Source organism: Pseudomonas sp. WC2401, from assembly GCF_041200115.1.
GTDB classification, from domain to species: Bacteria; Pseudomonadota; Gammaproteobacteria; order Pseudomonadales; family Pseudomonadaceae; genus Aquipseudomonas; species Aquipseudomonas fragi.
On sequence record NZ_CP165623.1, the window covers coordinates 2,789,698 to 2,807,515 of the forward strand.

Annotated in this window: 15 protein-coding genes and 2 pseudogenes; 15 read left to right on the top strand and 2 right to left on the bottom strand. The window is 55.5% G+C overall.

What is annotated here, in order from left to right:
• Window positions 1-41: 41 nt before the first annotated feature.
• The 13 genes from AB3G35_RS12795 (at window position 42) to AB3G35_RS12855 (ending at window position 14,735) form a co-directional block, all read left to right on the top strand.
• Window positions 42-533 (top strand): phage tail tube protein, encoded by a 492-nt coding sequence (locus tag AB3G35_RS12795; protein WP_369781547.1) that lies wholly within the window; start codon window positions 42-44, stop codon window positions 531-533.
• 9 nt (window positions 534-542) lie between these two features.
• On the top strand, window positions 543-893 hold the full coding sequence (locus AB3G35_RS12800; RefSeq protein WP_369781548.1) for a phage tail assembly chaperone family protein, TAC: 351 nt from the start codon (window positions 543-545) through the stop codon (window positions 891-893).
• Between the two features lie 29 nt (window positions 894-922).
• Window positions 923-1,180 (top strand): hypothetical protein, encoded by a 258-nt coding sequence (locus AB3G35_RS12805; RefSeq protein WP_019822897.1) that lies wholly within the window; start codon window positions 923-925, stop codon window positions 1,178-1,180.
• A gap of 92 nt (window positions 1,181-1,272) precedes the next feature.
• Window positions 1,273-4,794, top strand: coding sequence for a phage tail tape measure protein (locus tag AB3G35_RS12810; RefSeq protein WP_369781549.1), 3,522 nt, complete (start codon window positions 1,273-1,275; stop codon window positions 4,792-4,794).
• Between the two features lie 10 nt (window positions 4,795-4,804).
• On the top strand, window positions 4,805-5,284 hold the full coding sequence (locus AB3G35_RS12815; RefSeq protein WP_369781550.1) for a DUF1833 family protein: 480 nt from the start codon (window positions 4,805-4,807) through the stop codon (window positions 5,282-5,284).
• Window positions 5,285-5,286: 2 nt separating this feature from the next.
• Window positions 5,287-5,721, top strand: a complete 435-nt coding sequence (locus AB3G35_RS12820) for a hypothetical protein (protein WP_369781551.1) — start codon at window positions 5,287-5,289, stop codon at window positions 5,719-5,721.
• The gene (locus AB3G35_RS12825) at window positions 5,660-8,716 is read left to right on the top strand and encodes a host specificity factor TipJ family phage tail protein (protein ID WP_369781552.1); all 3,057 of its coding nucleotides are present in this window, start codon (window positions 5,660-5,662) and stop codon (window positions 8,714-8,716) included. The genes AB3G35_RS12820 and AB3G35_RS12825 overlap by 62 nt, the downstream gene beginning before the upstream one ends.
• Before the next feature lie 17 nt (window positions 8,717-8,733).
• On the top strand, window positions 8,734-9,195 hold the full coding sequence (locus AB3G35_RS12830; protein ID WP_315247700.1) for a hypothetical protein: 462 nt from the start codon (window positions 8,734-8,736) through the stop codon (window positions 9,193-9,195).
• Between the two features lie 117 nt (window positions 9,196-9,312).
• Window positions 9,313-11,958 (top strand): GDSL-type esterase/lipase family protein, encoded by a 2,646-nt coding sequence (locus AB3G35_RS12835; RefSeq protein ID WP_369781553.1) that lies wholly within the window; start codon window positions 9,313-9,315, stop codon window positions 11,956-11,958.
• Between the two features lie 73 nt (window positions 11,959-12,031).
• Window positions 12,032-12,565, top strand: coding sequence for a glycoside hydrolase family 19 protein (locus tag AB3G35_RS12840; RefSeq protein ID WP_369781554.1), 534 nt, complete (start codon window positions 12,032-12,034; stop codon window positions 12,563-12,565).
• A complete protein-coding gene (locus tag AB3G35_RS12845; protein WP_369781555.1) occupies window positions 12,562-12,936 on the top strand; it encodes a hypothetical protein in 375 nt (124 codons plus the stop codon). The genes AB3G35_RS12840 and AB3G35_RS12845 overlap by 4 nt, the downstream gene beginning before the upstream one ends.
• Window positions 12,937-13,376: 440 nt before the next feature.
• Entirely contained in the window at window positions 13,377-13,766 is a 390-nt protein-coding gene (locus AB3G35_RS12850) for a hypothetical protein (protein WP_369781556.1), read from the top strand.
• A 759-nt stretch (window positions 13,767-14,525) separates the two neighbouring features.
• Window positions 14,526-14,735, top strand: a complete 210-nt coding sequence (locus AB3G35_RS12855; protein ID WP_369781557.1) for a hypothetical protein — start codon at window positions 14,526-14,528, stop codon at window positions 14,733-14,735.
• 54 nt (window positions 14,736-14,789) lie between these two features.
• Here the strand turns inward: AB3G35_RS12855 and AB3G35_RS12860 are convergent, their stop codons facing one another.
• The gene (locus AB3G35_RS12860; RefSeq protein WP_369781558.1) at window positions 14,790-14,999 is read right to left on the bottom strand and encodes a hypothetical protein; all 210 of its coding nucleotides are present in this window, start codon (window positions 14,997-14,999) and stop codon (window positions 14,790-14,792) included.
• 869 nt (window positions 15,000-15,868) lie between these two features.
• Between AB3G35_RS12860 and AB3G35_RS12865 the strand changes: the two are divergent.
• A pseudogene (locus tag AB3G35_RS12865) lies at window positions 15,869-16,178 on the top strand (DNA adenine methylase); the annotation flags it as partial.
• Between the two features lie 444 nt (window positions 16,179-16,622).
• On the opposite strand, the gene AB3G35_RS12870 reads toward AB3G35_RS12865, so the two are convergent.
• Entirely contained in the window at window positions 16,623-17,189 is a 567-nt protein-coding gene (locus AB3G35_RS12870) for a DJ-1/PfpI family protein (RefSeq protein ID WP_106116624.1), read from the bottom strand.
• A 376-nt stretch (window positions 17,190-17,565) separates the two neighbouring features.
• On the opposite strand from AB3G35_RS12870, the pseudogene AB3G35_RS12875 reads away from it, so the two are divergent.
• Window positions 17,566-17,739: pseudogene (locus tag AB3G35_RS12875) on the top strand (nucleotidyltransferase family protein); the annotation flags it as partial.
• Window positions 17,740-17,818 lie beyond the last annotated feature (79 nt).

The following is a 17,818-nucleotide window of genomic DNA, read 5'->3' on the forward strand; positions in this document are numbered from 1 at the left end:
GGCCCGCCTTGTGCGGGCTTTTTCGTTTAAAGGAGACACCCATGTCCGTTCTCACACAGGGCACGCAGGCTTACATCCTCGTGTCGGCTGCGCCCGGTACAGGCCCGCTGACCGTCATGGAGGTGGAGTGCATCACCACCTTCGACCCGGCGGGCTCACCGGCAGACCAGATTGAAGACACCTGCCTCAGCGATAAAGATCGCCGTTACAAGAAGGGTTTGCGCACGCCCGGCCAGGCATCCATTGGCCTCAACGCTGACCCCACCAATGCAAGCCACGTCCGTGTGCATCAGCTTTCCGAAGCGGATGACGAGGACAACATCAAGTGGGCCATTGGTTGGGCCGATGGGGCTGCGCCGCCGACCTTGAATGAGGCGGGTGATGACTTTGAATTTCCCAAAACGCGCACCTGGTGTGCCTTTGAGGGTTATGTGGCCGACTTCCCGTTTTCTTTCGCGGCAAACGCAGTGGTTGCCTCGACCGTTTCCATTCAGCGTTCCGGCGGTCTCGCCTGGATCCGCAAAACCATCTAAGGGCTTTACATGAACCTCAAGCAACTCAAAGCCAAAGGCGGCATCGTCGACGGCGCACTGGTTAAAAAAGAAGTGATCTGGGTTCACATCGACTCAAAAACCGATAAGGAAGTAACTGAGAAGTTCGATGTGCATATCCGCCGTCAGTCGTTCGGCGTCATCGAGCGCCTGTTTGCTCCGGGCGAAGCCGAGCAAAGCCGAAATGCCAAGTACATTTCAGGCAGCGTTCTTTTGGGCGAAGAGGGTACCGAGCCCCTCACCTATGAAGACGCCTTCAATCTGGAGTCGTCCCTGGGCTTTGCGATTCTCAACGCGGTCAATGAAGCCAACGGCACCGGGAAGGATCAGGCAAAAAACTAAGCGCCTCCGATGAGTTCTGGCACGAACTGGTGCTGAACCGCATCGGAGGCAGCACCATTGCTGAAGCCAAGGAGCGGCTGACCCACCGCGAAGTGCTGGACTGGATCGCTTATCGAGAAAAGTACGGCACTCTCGATCAAAACCGCCGTCTGGAACGTCACTTTGCGCTGCTCACTCACCTGACCAGCAGGGTGGCCGGCGGAAAAATGGATCTGAGCGATTTCATGGTTTACAGCCAGGCAGAAGGGACGATTAGCCTGGAAGAGGCCATGGCGACATGGAAGTAAGGCTACTAGCGCTGCTGCGGCGTATTCGAGATGAACCAAAACAGGACACCAAACCCGCCCCGGCGGGTTTTTTCACATCTGGAGATTGATAAATGGCCTCGCGCTCACTCGGCACGTTGACGCTCGATCTCATTGCACGCATTGGCGGCTTTGAGCAGAGCATGGATCGTGCTTCACGCTCGGTGTCCCGGACTGCGTCGGTGGCCAGCGCATCCTCACGGGAAGTGCTCACGCTGCAAAACAGCTTCAGGTCGTTGGCCAGTGTTGCCGCCAGTATCGCGGGTCCGTTGGCTGCCGCCCTGAGCGTCAAGGGCGTGTACGACATGACAGAGGCCTATGGCACTCTGACAAACCGTTTAAAGCTTGTGACCAGCAGCTCAGCAGAGCTGGTAGCTGCTCAATCGGCGGTGTTCAACATCGCTCAGGCATCGGCTCAGCCTTTGGCCTCGACCGCAGAGCTTTATCAGCGTATCGCCACCAACCAGGAGGCGCTAAAGCTCTCCGGTGAGGGTGTGGCGGGTGTCGTTGGCACCATCAGTAAAACACTGGCGGTGTCCGGTGCGTCCGCTGAAAGTGCCAACGCTGCATTGATTCAGTTGGGCCAAGCCTTTGCCTCGGGTGTGCTGCGTGGCGAGGAGCTGAACTCCGTGATGGAGCAGGCCCCTGCACTGGCCCAGGCCATTGCGGCGGGTATGGGCAAAACTGTTGGCGAACTGCGTTCAATGGGCGCGGCTGGCGAACTGACCGCCCAGGCAGTGGTTAAAGCCCTGCAAAGTCAGGTCGGCGCAGTGGATGCACTGTTCGACAAAACGGCGACCACTATTGGCAACAGCTTCACCAAAATTGGCAACTCACTCACCCACTTTGTGGGTGAGCTTGATCAGGCAACGGGAGCCAGCAATCAGATCGCGACTGCATTTGTCAGCGTGTCCAAGGCTATTGATGGCAGCCTGCCGGGTGCTATTTCAGGGGTTAAAAACAATTCAGATGCATTGGCTCAGGCGCTTACTACAGGGCTGCTTGTAGCCCTTGCCCGGGTTGCAGGCGGGTATGCACAGCAAGGTGCTTCAGCGCTGTACGCCGCCCAGGCAAATCAAACCGCACTCACGGCCAGCGCACGAACGGCAAAGCAGGATTTGTGGGCCGCCCAGGCCAAACAGATCGATGCCAAGGCTATGGTGGCCCGGGCTGAACTTGAAATCGTGGCGGCGCAGGGCAAGCTCGCGTCGGACCGGGTGCGGCAGACATCCGAACTGGCCAATCTACAGGCTGTGCAAGCAACACTTCTTGCTGAGCGCAACTTGGAGCAGCAACGGTTGCTTGCTCAAATTTCAGCAAAGGGTCGGACCTTATCGATTGCGCGCTTGGCTGAAGTGCGACTGGCTGAAATTGCCACGATAAAACAGGTCGAAATTGCCGAGCGGTCACTTGCGGCCACTACATCGGCAACATCCGCCCAGATTCAGGCGGGTTACGCCATGCGTACCGCCGCCACTCTGGCTTATGGCGAGACAACCGCGGTGGTGAACGCTGCTGTTATTGCATCCGATCGGGCTGCGGCCGCAGCAAGCGTTACAGCTCGTGCATTCGCCGGGCTTCGCGCAGCGGGTGCGGGCTTGCTCACGATGATGGGCGGCCCACTGGGGCTGGCCTTTATTGCGGGCGCTGTAGCCCTTTCATTTGTCGACTGGAGCAGCAAATCCCAAAAACTGATGGGTGATTTGAGTGATCTTCAAACCACAGTCGATCAACTGCGCCAAAGCTTTGCCGGGCTTAACGAAGATCAGCAGCGCGCCAAGATCAGTGAGTGGAAGGACAAGCAGCTCGGCGCGACGATGGCGGTCCAGGATGCTTATGACGAGCTTGAAACATCAATTAAATCGTCAATGGTCAGCTTGTCCAATGTCCGCTCCCCGGAGCACACCAAGCAGCTGAAAGCGTTTGAAGAGTTATCGACTCGCCTTCAGGAGGCGCGCGCCAATGGCCAGTCACTGACGCCTATTTTGGATGAACTGGCCAGTAACCCCGGCGTGCGTCCCGAAGCTGCAAGAAACTGGATTGATCTGGCGGGCAAGGTCGGTGATGCCCAGCAGGTGCTTGACCAAACAACCGAGCGCCTCGATGTGCTCAGCAATTCGCTCACCCGAAACACCACCGAAACCCAGCTCAACACCCAGGCCAAGGCGGGGATGACTGCCGGTGGGCAAAAGTACCTGGCAACGTTGCAGGAGCAACTTAAAAAGCTTCAGGACAACGGTGATGCCGTCAAGGAAGCGACCCGGCACATTGAAGACCATACGGACTTATCTGAAAGCGACCGGATTGCCATCTTGTCGACAAGTCATGCGATCAAGGCGCAGACCGATGCCAACAAAGAAGCCACCAAGGCAACCAAAGACAACACCTCGGCGGTCAAGGCCAACCAGAAAGCGTTCGACAGCACTGAAGAGGACTATCAGCGGCAAATTGAGCTGATCAACACCACCACCGATAAGCAGAAAAACGCCACGGAAGTCGCCAAGCTGGCGTTCGAGATCACCAGTGGCAAGTTGGTTGGCATCAATGCCCTGCAGCAAAAGCGCCTTGAAGGTCTGGCTGTCGAACTGGACAGCCTGAAACAGCTGAAACAGGCCAACGAAGACGCCGCCAAGCTGGCTGCATTCGGGGCAACCCTGAAAGACACCAACCAAACGATCAGGCAGGGTTACAGAATTGAACTATCCGGCGCAGGCTCCGGCGATAAGCTGAAAGAGCGTCTACAGGCTGATCTGGAAATCCAACAGGAGCATGACAAGCAGGTCTCTGACCTGTTCAAACAGCGCAATGCTGGTGATATCAGTCAGGAGCTGTACGAGCAGGAAACCGAGCTGCTCAGCGAGGCACTCGCCGAACGCATGGTGATCCAGCAGGACTATTACAACCAGCTCGATGCCGCCCAGAGCAACTGGATGGACGGTGTGGGCGATGCTTGGAACAACTACTTGGATCAGAGTCGGGACATTTCCGGCCAGACCAAGGACATGTTCACCGATGCCTTCTCTGGCATGAATGACGCGCTGTACAACTTCGTGACCACTGGCAAGCTGTCCTTCTCAGATATGGCCGCGACGTTCGCCAGTTCCGCGCTGAAGATGCTGATTCAGTGGGGTACGGCTCAGGTAGCCATGGCTGCTCTGAACGCCTTCACCTCGACGGCAGCCATTCCTATCGTTGGCCCGTTTGCGGCGCCGGCGGCTGCGGCTTCCGCCCTGGGTGCAGCGGGCAGCTTCATGGGGATGATCGGCTCTGTGGCCGGTATGGCGCACGACGGCATCGATGCGGTACCGGAAACCGGCACCTGGTTGCTGCAAAAGGGTGAGCGGGTTACTACTGCTCAGACCAGTGCCAAGTTGGATCGTACGCTGGAGCAGGTCGCGCAAGGCGGAGGGGCAGGCGGGAAAGGCCTGACCGTAAATCTCATCGAGGACAGATCTCGTGCAGGGCAAAGCGAGCGAGGTACCAATTCTGATGGCTCTGAATACCTGAACCTATGGGCAGCGCAAATTCGATCCGGAGGAAACGAGGCGTCAGATTCACTCGAGGCCGCCTACGGGCTGAAGCGCCAAGCTGGATAGGAGGTATCGCATGAGCGCAATCGAACAGTGCTACGCCTCTGGCGGAGACATGATCATAAAGACCGTCGAAGTCCGAGCAGAAGGAGAGAGTGACACCATGCTCTTTTCTCAGGGCTTCGATGACTGGACGTGCGGTACCGAGGACGGCAGGGAGCTGACCTTCCCGGGTGTGGCGATGGGGGATGCGCTGCCCAAGAGTGACGGCAGCGGATACCAAAGCTTGAACATCGAAATTGATAACACTCTGGGCAACGTGCAGAAGGTCGTCGAAGAATACCGGCTTGCTGGGAAGCGGATTTACATCACTCACCGCGAATACCTGCTGAGCGATCTGAGCTATCCAACATCGATTTACCACCTCACGGTGCTGGATCGAGAGTACGCCGATAACACAGCCAAGTTTTCCTGCGGTTTCTTTGACCTGCTGAACATTGGGTTCCCGCGAGACAAGCTCACCACATTGGTCGCACCTGGCCTGAAGTACATCTAACCATGCTCAAACACTACTTATCCGCCCCTTACCGGGATGGCGGCCGGGGACCTATTGCCTTCGATTGTTGGGGGCTGTGCATCGCGGTTCGCCATCAGCTACTGGGCCTGCCTCTGCTGCCCAGCCTGGGCGCTGTAGGCAAGGACCGGATACGCGAGAACACCCACGCTTACCACGGCCTCAAGCAGGGCATGGAAACGTGCCCTCCAGAGGTCGGCGCCATTGCGGCGGTGTTTCGTGGCGCGCTGTGCCTGCATGTCGGCGTGGTGGTCGAGGCTGATGGCAGGCTCAAGGTGCTGGACACCAACCCAGGTGGTGCACGACTGCGCACCGTCCGTGAGTTTGAAACTGACTTTCCAAGGGTGGTCTTCTACCGTGATCGAATTTTTCCCGAACAAGATGGCCGGCTCGGCGCCGATGGTCACGTACACGACTGATCGGCGCATGACGCTGGAGCAATGGCTGATCGAGCAGTCGCCCAGCTACCAGCGGATGGAGTCGCCTCCGATCAGTATTGCGCTGAATGACGAACTGATTGAAGCGAAGCGCTGGCACAAGGTGGTTTTCAAGCCGTCTGATCATGTCGAGATCTATCGCGAGCCCAAGGGCACCGACCCCTTCAGCATCACCTACGCCCTGTTCGCAGGCGCGAAAGCGGTGATGAAGATGATGGTGCCGAAGATGCCCGGCATGCCTTCGAACTCTACTGTGCAGGGCAGCCCTCTGACCGAGGCCAGCGCCAAGGGCAACAAGGTCAAGCTGGGCGACACCATTCGCCAGATAGCTGGCCACCAAAAGGTATACCCGTCCTACCTGGCTGAACCGCGCACCTGGTTTGTTTCTCCACGGGAGCAGTGGATCGAGATGCTGCTGTACGTCTCGGCGGGTGATTTGGATATCCCAATCAGCAAGATTAAGGTGGGCGAAACTCCACTGATTTCGCTGGGTGCTGATGCCCGCGTGACGATCTATCCGCCTGGTGCGGATGTGTCGGGTGATACCGCATCGATGCTCTGGTTCAATGTGGCCGAGGTGGGAGCGAGTTCGAGCGGATCGGCTGGCCTACAGCTGACGGTTTCGAACAGCATCACTCCATCGGCGCGGGCTTCGGCCTACCAGTTCAATGGCGATACCATCTCGATCCCTGCGGGGGCGGGTGCGTTCCCTGTGGATTGGGTCAGCGGCTTAGTGATTCGTGCGCTGGCTTACTACGAATACACGGTCATCGATGGCGGCGCGGGACGCGACATCGTTCAAGGCCCGCTTGGGATGCTCAATCCTAAAGTCGGCATGCCGATCGAGGTCGTAGGTGCCAACGGCGGGTTGTACATCGTCAACAGCTATACGCCTTATGCGCCTGCAATACCGCCCGGCGCAGGTACGGCTTCAACGCTGCGAGGCTCCAGTCCTCCGTCGCGCTACGACTTTGATGTGACGCCGTTGTCGTTCACCGTCAGCCGAGGCGGGACGGCGTACCCGGTCACCCTGAACACTGCGACAACCGACCTTGCCGGTCTGGTGTCGGCGTTCAACGCTGCCAAGGGCGCTGCGCCATTCGTTGCCAGCGCCTCGCTGGGCCGCCTGTTGATCACGGAAACGTCCGCTTTTACCGGTCTGCCGCTGACATCGACGGACGCGACTCTTTTCGGTAGCAGTCCAATCAGCAACACCGGCACTGCGCCAACCAGCGGGTCGCCTCAGCAGCCCGCACAGATGACCTTGAACTATGACGGCGGAGCGCCTGCGAATGGTCTTGCGCTGGGCACTGGCTTGGCCTGCATTGGTCCTAGAGGGTTGCGGTATCGCATCACAGCCTCCGGTAGTTCCATTATTGAGGTCGAGCGTCTGACCTCTGCAGGTGCCGTTGATGAGGAATGGCCTGGGTTCAGCTATCTGGAAACCGTCAACAGCGTGATCAACCTCGACCCCTCCAGCCTGCAGGGTGGGTACCGCGGTCCCTTCGTCTGCAGCCCGGTCGGGGAGAAGGTCACCGCCATTGAGTATTCCGTCTTTGCGGCCAACGGCCTGATTGGTCTCGGAAAGAAAGGGGACATGTACGCTATTTCATCAGGCCATCAGTTCGAGTACCGGGATGCGGATATGGCCGGTGCCTGGACGGTATTGCCGAAATGGGTGAGTGGTGCTTCGCGTGACGCCCAGGGTTTTACCTTCCGCCATGAGCTGCCTTATCCAATGCGCCCTGAGTGTCGCCTCAAGCGTCTACCCAAAATCGGCGGCGCGAACGCCGACGAGGTCAACGACGACATAATGTGGTACAGCCTGCGCGGGCTGCGTCAGATTCGCCCAACCAGCTATCCGGGCATGACAGTCATCTCGGCCAAAATCCGTGGTGCTGACCGGCTCTCAGCGCAATCAGAGAGCCAGGTGAATCTGGAGGCCACCCGAATCCTGCCACTGCGCAGCGGCGGCGCCTGGCAAGCACCTGCACCTACACGCGACATCGTGCCGTGGGTGCTGAATGTACTCAAATCGCTGGGCTACACCGACGCCGATATCGACCTTGAAGAGTTTGACCAGTTGCACGCGTCCTGTATTGCCGATGGACAGCTCTACGACGAGACGATTGATGCCTCAAGTATTGCCAAGGAAGCGCTGAATAATGCGCTCGCCTGCGGCTGGGCTGAACTGACCATCGCTAACGGGCTCATCAGGCCAGTCCGCGATGAGCCTAGAGCCGTATTTGAGCGCGAGTACGGCCCTAAGACCCAAACCTACTCGCCGCAGAACATGACCACTGCCTTGAAAATCAGCGGTCCGCTTCCTTCGATCAATGACTATGACGCTGTAGACGTTGAGTTTTACTCGAGTAAAAGCTGGGCATGGGAAACCGTTGAATGCCGTTGGCCTGGTGATCTTGGACTGAAGGTCGAGAAGGTCAAACTACCCGGGGTGACTGATCGAGACCGCGCCTATCGGTGGGGTATGCGCCGCCGGGGGCACCAACTGTTCCGATCGGATACTTACACCTGGGCGACAACGTTGGCCGGGCGCAACTCGGGTTACTTGAGCTTTTGCGCGGTGGCCAGTGATACACCGGGGCTTTGCCAGAGTGCGCTGTTACTGGGCATTCAACCGGTAGTCGGTGGTCTCATATTGGAGTCTTCGGAACCTCTGGTCTGGATTGCCGGCGACGCACACAAGATCGGTATCAGTCGCTTGGACGGCACGTTGTCCGGACCTTATCCAGCCACTCAAATCGATGAGTTCCACGTCAGGGTCGATGACCTGGACTTCGTGCCCAGCAACGATCCAGCCTTGAATTTGCCACGCCTGTTGTTTGGCCCTGCTGACAAGTGGGCTTACCCGGTGCTGGTGACCTCGGCCGATCCTTCCGGTGGTAACGTCTCAATGAAGGGAATGCCCTATGACGCCCGCGTCTACACCTACGACCACGCAACGGCGCCTGACTGATATAGGATCTGCTAACCATGCTTGCATACCCTGAAGGTCTGCCAACGCCGCAGCGGGAGGGCTACGGCTTTGATCCTGTCAGCCCGATGACCAGCACAAAACTGGTGAGCGGGCGTTCGGAGCGTCGTCGGGCCTTTGTCAGTACTCCTACTGTGGCGACTGTCACCTGGTTGTTGACACCCTCCGAGGCGCAGTTGTTTGAAGGGTGGTTTGAATACGTTCTGCTGTCTGGATCATTGCCGTTCGAATGCCCACTTCTGACCCCAATGGGGATGGAGCCGTACCGCGCCAACTTCGTCGACATCTACAGCGGTCCCGTACTGGTGGGCGTTGATCGCTGGCGGTTTAGCGCCCAGCTCAGCCTTTTCAAGCGGCCACTCGTTGATAGGGATCTAGTGATTGAAGTACCTGACTACATCATTGATGCGGACATCTTCGACCGAGCCATGAATCAGAAGTGGCCTGAGCAGACCGAATAGCGGCGCAGCCCAAAACACTCACGTTTATCCGCCGGCAACTAGCCGGAACAACCAACACTCATGACCTTAACGCTGCCTTGATAGCAGTGCCGAAGGCGTGTCTGCGAGAAAACTCGAATGGCCAACAACACCGGTAACCCGATCGGTTCCACTGCGGCAAAAGACTTGAGCGACAACGCCGAAAACCTCGACAAATTTGCCAATGGCGACGACTACGAATACGACGACCGGCTTGGGCGATCGCGCAAAAGCCTCAAGTGGATTGAGGATGCTGCTTTGGCAATTCCAGCAATTGATGCGGCTTTGCGTTCTGAACAGCAGGCAGAGCGATCTGAGTCCCAAGCTGAACGCTCCGAGCAACAAGCGGAACAATCTAGGGTAGAGGCCGAAAGATCTGCTGCTGCAAAAGTAGAGGCCGAAGCAGCTCGCGATACGTTCAATTTGAACATTGGTCGAAAAGCTGACATTGCAGAAGGGCTGAGGGATACGGTTTCTGGCCAGTCGTTTACCGTGCTTGCGCCGGATGCCGCTGATTACATTATCGAGTACAAAAACAACGCCGGCACGGCATTGGAAATGAAGCGGTACCCATCTGCGCAGGGCGTTCCAAAAACCGGGGTTGAAGGCGTCTACAACCTGATCAACCCCAGCGCTCAGGTAACCTCCGGAGTGGGTCTCAATGGATCCAACGATTACACCGGAGTGGCAACGGCCAAATCTCTAGCAATTCGCGTGACTGCGGGTCAGCCAATAATCATTTACAACCCTTCGGGGAACTACTCCGCCGGCGGGGGTTACGGCGCAGCTTTCTTTTCTGACCTGCCGTCAGCGAGCAATAAGGTTGCTGCTTTCAATGGCACAACACAGACAAACCTTGCAGGGCTCACCTATCGAGCAGACGTAGTGCCCGTGGGTGCGAAATACCTGGTGCTCAACACCGAGTTTCAGGGCGTGCAGCACAATTGGTTTGCCGCATACGACACCGTTTTTACCAGGGCGGTGGCTTTCGATGCTGTTGTTGCCCGGATGGATGGGCAACAGGTTTTCGACCGAAAGTTGAACCGCCAGTTTGTTGCCGCATTTTCTGCCGTAGAGGGGGCTGAGAACCTTTACAGCTCGAGCGGATTGTTGGTGGGCTATCTGTCGTCGACAGGCGGTGTTCGGCGAGACAATGCAGCTTGGCGCTACGTGAAAATACCGGTTGTAGAAGGGAGGGTATACGCACTTTATACGGGCAGCAGCGCGTGGAACTTCCCGGTAATGGGAAGCTACGGCGTAGCAGGGTCGGACCCGGCTGCGAGCGGAGCAATGGCTACCTTGGTGGCTACGACTGATTCATTTGTCCGCACGTTTACAGTGCCCAAAGAACAGGGCATTACGCACTTTTATTTCAACGTGTTCATCAAACCGCCAGGTGGCGATATTGATTTCACTGCGTCTCTAATTATCCGGGAAGGCACTACTGTGCCAGTTCGCGTGCTTCCGTATGAGCCGACCCTGCCCAAAGTAAATGGACTGCCGGTAAAAGACTCGAAGGCGCGATCCGCATTGATTGAACTCAGCGCGGCGATCAGTCAGCGCACAGGCCGGTACAACCTATTGAACCCTGCCGCACCTGTCGCCGTCGATCTTGGCTTGAATGGCCAAGCCAATTACGGGGCGCTGGCCACCGGCAGGTCGCTGGCGATTCCAGTGACTGAAGGTATGCCGGTTGTAATACACAACCCGGCGGGTAACTACCTTGCTTATTCAGGGTATGGGGCCGCATTCTTTTCTGAAGTCCCGACCAATAATTCAACCAAGATTCGCAACTTCAGTGACCCGCTCATCACGACCCCGACCCTAATCAATAGTGCAGGTCTGACCTATAGGCGTGACGTGGTGCCAGCAGGTGCCAAATACCTGGTGCTGAATACTGAGTACCAGGGTACAGACCATCAGTGGTTTGTTGCATATGACACAGGCTTTACAGCGCCGGAAGCCTACGCTACGGCGATGGCTGAAGTAGCTGGAGTTCCGATCATTGATCGGGAAGCTCAAGTAAAGCTCGCGGAGCTTGGTCGCGGTGTTCCTAGCCGCTTTACGGGGAAGAAAGTCTTCTATTTCGGCGACTCTATTACGGAGGGAGGTGGTGGTGGGTACCCCAGTTACACGAACCGTATCACCGAAATTCTGCAATGCCAGGGCACTAACTATGCCAGCTCTGGCGCATGGTCTAGCAGGCTAGTGGGGATTGTGACCAACCTTGACCCTCGCGACGGAACCGCCAAGAAAGTGACCCCCGACTACACGGATGTTGCGGCGGTTACGATCATGATCGGCAGTAACGATGCAGGCACCACGGCGGCAGGTATCAACGGCAGCCTTGCCAGCATTCCCACCCAACGCATCCAAGACTTGCCATTTACAACGGCAGGCGGTGTTCTGGTTTCGACCCCGGACGAGTACTGGGCGTTGTTTCCCAACACCTACTACGGGAACCTGTCGCTGTGCATCGAGTACGTGAAGTGGAAAAACCCACTGACCGTGATCTATCTGATCTCGGCAACCCATCGTGAACCATCAATCGTTCCAATGGATGCCGTAGTGGTGGCCATGACGGCCATTGCCAGGTTCTATTCGGTGCAGTATTTCAATGCCACACATGAGTGCGGGGTCGACTTTAAGAACATCCGGACATATAGCTATGACGGTCTGCATCCGAACGAGCAGGGGGTGGAGCGTATCGGTAAATATGTGGGTTACAGGATCTTGCATTCATAGCCCAATGTCCTAGGCAAACCCAAATGGCTCGCAGCCCGCCTCGTGCGGGCGTTTTTTTGTCTGGAGAGAAAGAATGCCAATCACCGCGCAGCAACTGCTGCAGATCCTCCCCAACGCCGGCCAAGTTGCCGGCGTTTTTGTACCTGTCTTAAACACAGCGATGGGCCGGTACCAGATTGTTGGTACCAAACGTATTGCCGCCTTCATCGCCCAAGTTGGGCATGAGTCTGGTCAGCTCAAATACGTGAAAGAGATCTGGGGTCCAACCAAAGCGCAGACCAAATACGAGGGCAGGACAGACCTGGGCAATACTTTGGCAGGTGACGGCTCCAAGTACCGTGGCCGTGGCCTGATCCAGATCACCGGCCGGGCCAACTACATGGCGTGCGGCGAAGCCCTGAGCCTCGACCTGATCAATCACCCTGAGCTGCTGGAGAAGCCTCAACACGCCTGCATGTCGGCGGCCTGGTTCTGGGCGAGCAGGGGACTGAATACGCTGGCCGATGCTGGCAGCTTCAGCAAGATTACCAGTCGCATCAACGGTGGACAGAACGGCGCAGTGGATCGTCAGGCGCTGTATGCCAGGGCGCTGAAGGTGCTGGCGTGACGCCCGGGGCTTGGAAACTGACAGGTGTGGGGCTTGCGCTGGCCCTGCTGCTGGCGTTGGGCGGCGCTGGCGGGGGCTGGCTGGCCGCATGTCATTACAGACCGTTGATTGATACAGCAAACACTGACCTGGCCACGGCCAAGCAAGCCCGCGGCAACCTCGAAACCCTAGCGGGTGAGCAAGGCAGGAAGTTGGGCGAGCTGGTTCTGGCAGGTGAGCTGCGGGAGCGGAATGCGGCACTGGCCATCGCCAAAGCCAAGGAAGACGCCCAGCCAGATTATGTCGCAGCCAATAAACTGCTGCGGGAGCGAGCAGGTGGTGATCCGGCCGTAGCTGCAGCATCGATCATTGATCAGGAGTTGGGGTTATGAAGTGGCTGCTGATGGGGTTGGTGGTTGTAATGGCTGGGTGTTGCACTCGTGAGCCAGAGATGAGTATCGTGAGGGTAGATGTTCCTGTGTTGGTTCCATGCAAAGCTCAGGAGATCGTGCCACCGCCCTGGGCCGCAGTCGGGCTCAAGAAGTCTGATCCGCTCGAAGTAAAGGTGAGGGCGTTGCTTGCTGAGCGTCGTCAGCGGAAGGGATATGAGAAGGAACTGCTAGCCGCCTTAGTTGGTTGCCAGTGACCTTTATTGTTCAGTGCGAGCTTTGGTTGTAGCCTGTTCGTAAGAAAATGGGCTCGTTGTAACCGCTTTAGGATGTGTAAGTTTAGGTTTTTCTGATTTATACATGTAGGATTGAACCTATTTTTCGTGTTTTTTTACTTGCTAACGGTATGCAAATTGATAAAGCTAGGTAGTTTGGAAATCGTGATGAGTGAGGTTCTTTTCGTTCCTGACTCTGAAGTTGTGTATTTGGATGTTTCCATTGGGGATATAGCGCCGCTACAAGTGAGGATGGAATTTTCTCAGGACGATGAAAGTACATCTGCTGCCAGTACAAGTAAATCTGAGCCGGGGTTTGTAGTTGAGTACGAAAGCGCAGGTGGGGACCAAATAGCGTTTGGTTCTAGTGATGAAATTGGTTGCGTTGTAATGAGGTTTCATAATTTCAATAAGTCATTTGGGCAGACTTTGCAAGCTCCGCAAACTATCGCTGAATTTGACAGCGGGACGCGACAGGTATATTTCCTGGCTGCTATTTATAAGTTTGGCAAGGTGTCCAAGGTGGAATTCCAGTTTATGGTGAGCCCTAAGTTATGACGGTATCTCCTCGGAGTTCTATTAGGAAGGTGGTTAGTGTTGATCAGATACATGATAATACCTCGCAGGAGGTTATAAGTATTACCACGGATAAGCTCAGGCTTGCTCTTATATATCATTTGGCATGTGTGGAGAAGCAGGATTCTTGGCATATGCCATTAAGTTTTTTGGTTGTAATTATAGTTGTGTTTTGTTCGTCAACCTTTAAGGTGGCGTTTGGTTTGTCGGCCGATACATGGCAGGCCTTGTTTTTAATGTTTGGGCTTATTTGTATATTCTGGCTTTTTCGTAATTTGATTAGGTTGCGCAAGTCGCCTACTTTAGAGGAGTTAATACAGATAATAAAAAATAAACAGGAGTGAATTTTTTTAGTGGCTTTATGTACAGAGGTTTGGGTGCTGTGTTCGGGCTGTAGCATGATGGAGGAGTATTGAAAATCAGTTCAGTCTCGGACCTGGAGGAGTGGAGCCCGTGCACCGCTGCAGCTTTTTTCTGAACTATTTTTTGGTTTTTCTTTGTAGGGCAGAGCACCTGGATAAATGGGGAAAGCCTCAGTGACTTTTCGAGTGACATCGTTACTCGGTATCCAGCAGCGTTAGGCGTCGTTGCAGCGAGCGCCTGTTGCTGGAGTCCCGTATTTACTGGCGCTGAGTAAGTCCAGCTTGAATGGGGTGCTAGGAGCTCAAGGAAGCCATCTGTAGAAGCCAACACTTAGTTGCCAGCAGCTAGACTGATGTTATACCAAGTGGGTGAGTACTGATGAAGAGGACGATTTTGGGAATGGCCGAGGCTGGGGAGGCGTTGATCTCAGCGGCTTTAGTGGCACAGGATCATTATCGAGAGGCCAAAAAAACAGGACGCCCAACTGAAGAAGTTGAACGTCTGCGAATCTTGGCTGACTCGCTTGTCCAGGCGGTAACTGATTATCAGCTTCTGGCGGACGAAGCCAATGCCATCACGCGTCACTAATCATTTTCAAGTAATTTATTGTGGAGAAACACATGTCCAGATCTGTGCGGCTGCTCATTCAGGGGGCATGAGCTCAGTCAGCGAAGCGTTGATGAATTCTTCGTTCAGCGTAATGATCTCTAGCGCCCCACGAATATTTCCTCCTACCTCAGATGAACCTTGCTGCTCAACCCATATCGTTATCTCCATGATGGCAGCTTCCAAGGCAAGTTGATTTTCGTTGAGTTTGTAAAGCAGTGCGGGAATCAGATCTGAGTTCGGCATAATTGATCCTCTATGAGGGAGCAGTCTAGCAGGCGAAGGAGGAATGGTTTTTCGTTCGTTGGCAGGACGCCAGGGGCAGGGTAAAAACGGAGAATTGCGGAACAGCTTTCAGAACTGCGGAACGAAAAAAAAGGGCCTGTACGAAGAACTTCATGCAAGTCGTTGATTTGTTTGGTGCCCGAACCAGGTATCGAGCCGGCACGCCCTTGCGAGCGAGGGATTTTAAGTTCCTTGTTATAGCTTTAAATTTTTTTGGGGTTGTTTGCCCGGCAGAGCTCCGGGAGAGGGGAGAATAGCCTCAGTGACTTTTCGAATGACATTGTTACTCGGTATCCAGCAGCGTTGGGCGTCGTTGCAACGAGCGCCTGTTGCTGGAATTCCGTATTTGCTGGCGCTGAGTAAGTCCAGCTTGAGTGGGGTACTAGGCGGGTAGGTGGATGGTCCTGGGTTTTACTCAACCAGCAGAGCGCTGTGAAATTGATGTTTTTTTGGGTCCATAACCTAAGACAGAGCCTAGGCGGAATGCGGCTTGCAAGGCATTGGAAATCACCTACTAATGGAACACCAAATAGCCTACAGGTAGCGGTTATAAAGGACTTCAGACCCGGCTTGCAAATCCGCCCACGCCGGTTCGATTCCGGCTTCGGCCTCCACCTTCGAAAGCCCCGCAGATCTAGGTCTGCGGGGTTTTTTTATGGCTGCGGAAAAGGGGGGATGTATTCCGCAAAATGAAGCTGCGGGCTGCGGGCTGTCGGCTGGTGCACAAGGTCATTGATGAGCGAATCATTGTGTCGGTGAATACCGTCGGCAAACAAGAACACAGCGCCGTTTACAATCAAGCCAAAAAGCGTTGAATTGCTCCGGGAAAGAGCGGCCAGCCCGTCAATTTGCTGCGGATTAAAGAAAAGCTGTAAGCAGCATGGCAGCGGCTGGCTGGGGTCTATATCGAGAACTGACCTTGGCTTGAATGCGCTGAACGCTACGACCGGCCTCATACGTTTCACTTCATGGACCCGCTGTATTGGCAGGTGGCGGGGCTATGGTGTCGTATTCGGGTTCGAGAATGACGAGCGAATGGCGGAGTTTATGCGCGGGTGTCAGGGGAGGGTAATGGTTAGCATCAATGACCAGGCGGAGATTCGTCGGGTTTTTGGTGGGTTTCATTTTGCGCGCCAGGATTCAGGCATCGAATGATCCAGCGCGCCTATGCAGTAAACGCCCCAAAACATGTCGACTTGTGCCGCGTGGATCAACTTAGAAATCCTATCGCTCCCAGAGCCTCAATCAAACGCAACAAGGCTGGTTTTTCGGCGGGTTTCTCGCCGATGCAACACACGTCCGGGTCGCCGAGAGAGCACCAAACCGACACAGGGTCGCCTACCTTCAGCCCGTATGAGGCTTTACGCAGAGTTGCGCTTGACCACGCGTCAACGGTTTCGTTGAGTGACTTGTGAAACCGCTTTCTATTGACGCTATAACTGAAGCACATGAACTGCGCTCCAATCCACGGCCCCTCACTCCCGACAAAGGTTACGTAGCCTTGTACCACTTGCCCCACAGGTACATCGCCAGCGCTCATCAATTATCTCCTGAGAATGTGCCCGACATACCGGGACTACGCGATCACCCATGTTCCGCTGCCAACATTGACCTGAACTGAGAAATGCTCTCTGAAGATAGCCCGGCACCTTCAAACACTGCGCAGGTGAAGCTAACGGGAGCGGTGCCTGGAGCAGTAATGATGCGATCTGCCATCACCGCTGTTGAGCTGCTTCGGTAAAGCATGCCGCCTTTATAATTGACGGCATTCTGTAAGAAGTCAGCGTTGTTCGAGGTATGAGGAACCGTGTCTAGAAGCCCGGCCCTCGCAAGTGCCAGTGTTCCTCCACAGATACCGGCAACAGTTGCTCCACTTGAACGACTGGCATGAAGAAAGTCTCGAATATCCGGGGCTTCAGCACTTTCCCAGACCACTCCTCCAATGACGACGACAACGTCCGGTTTCCACTCCAGACATTGTTGCAAGCTGTTATCGACCGTTACAGTCAATCCACCCTGCGAACGAAACTGCCCCGTAGCAGGAGCGAAAAACCTCACGTCGATTCCGTAAAACGGAGACGCCGTGCCAGCGATGAAGGCATATTCCCAGTCCGCAAAACCGGGTGTCAGTATCAAACCCACGCGTGCCATCAGTCAGAATCCTCCTTGAAAGCCGACAACATATGACGACAACAAACAGACATCAAGGGATGCTTCGGGTCGGTTAGCGACGACCTGACTCCGACCGTCGTTCCACATGGAAGGTCAGTTCAGTGAGGATCTGCCACTGTTCGCCGTCAAACGAATGAATGTGGCAGCTGTACGCAGGTTGACGGACCGGGCATGCAGGTCCCCGGCAGATCCAAAGGTCCCCCACGCACAGCCGCCATAACACGGATATACGGACGCAAAGTAGAGGTGTCGGCTTTATCCTGGATGCCCTTTAAGGGACAGCGTGCCGTGTCGAAACCTGAGGACTTGAAGTGAATTTGACTCCTGAGCGCCTGGTCACGATAGCGATGACCAATCGGGTACCTGCATTGGCCTGGACCCTGGCACGGGTGAGGTATATGCGCCTTACGGATTGGATGATGTTGCACTGGGGTATCTGCGGCCCAACAGCAAAAATCTTCAGCCTGACTTGTTCCATCAAAAGGCTACAAGCTATCAATCACGCTGGCCGTGGTTACGGATCGTTTAGTCCAGTGCATATGGCTAGAGCATGAAAACTGCGGATCAATGTAGACGTCTCGCTGCGCCAGGCTGTATGTAGCCATCGG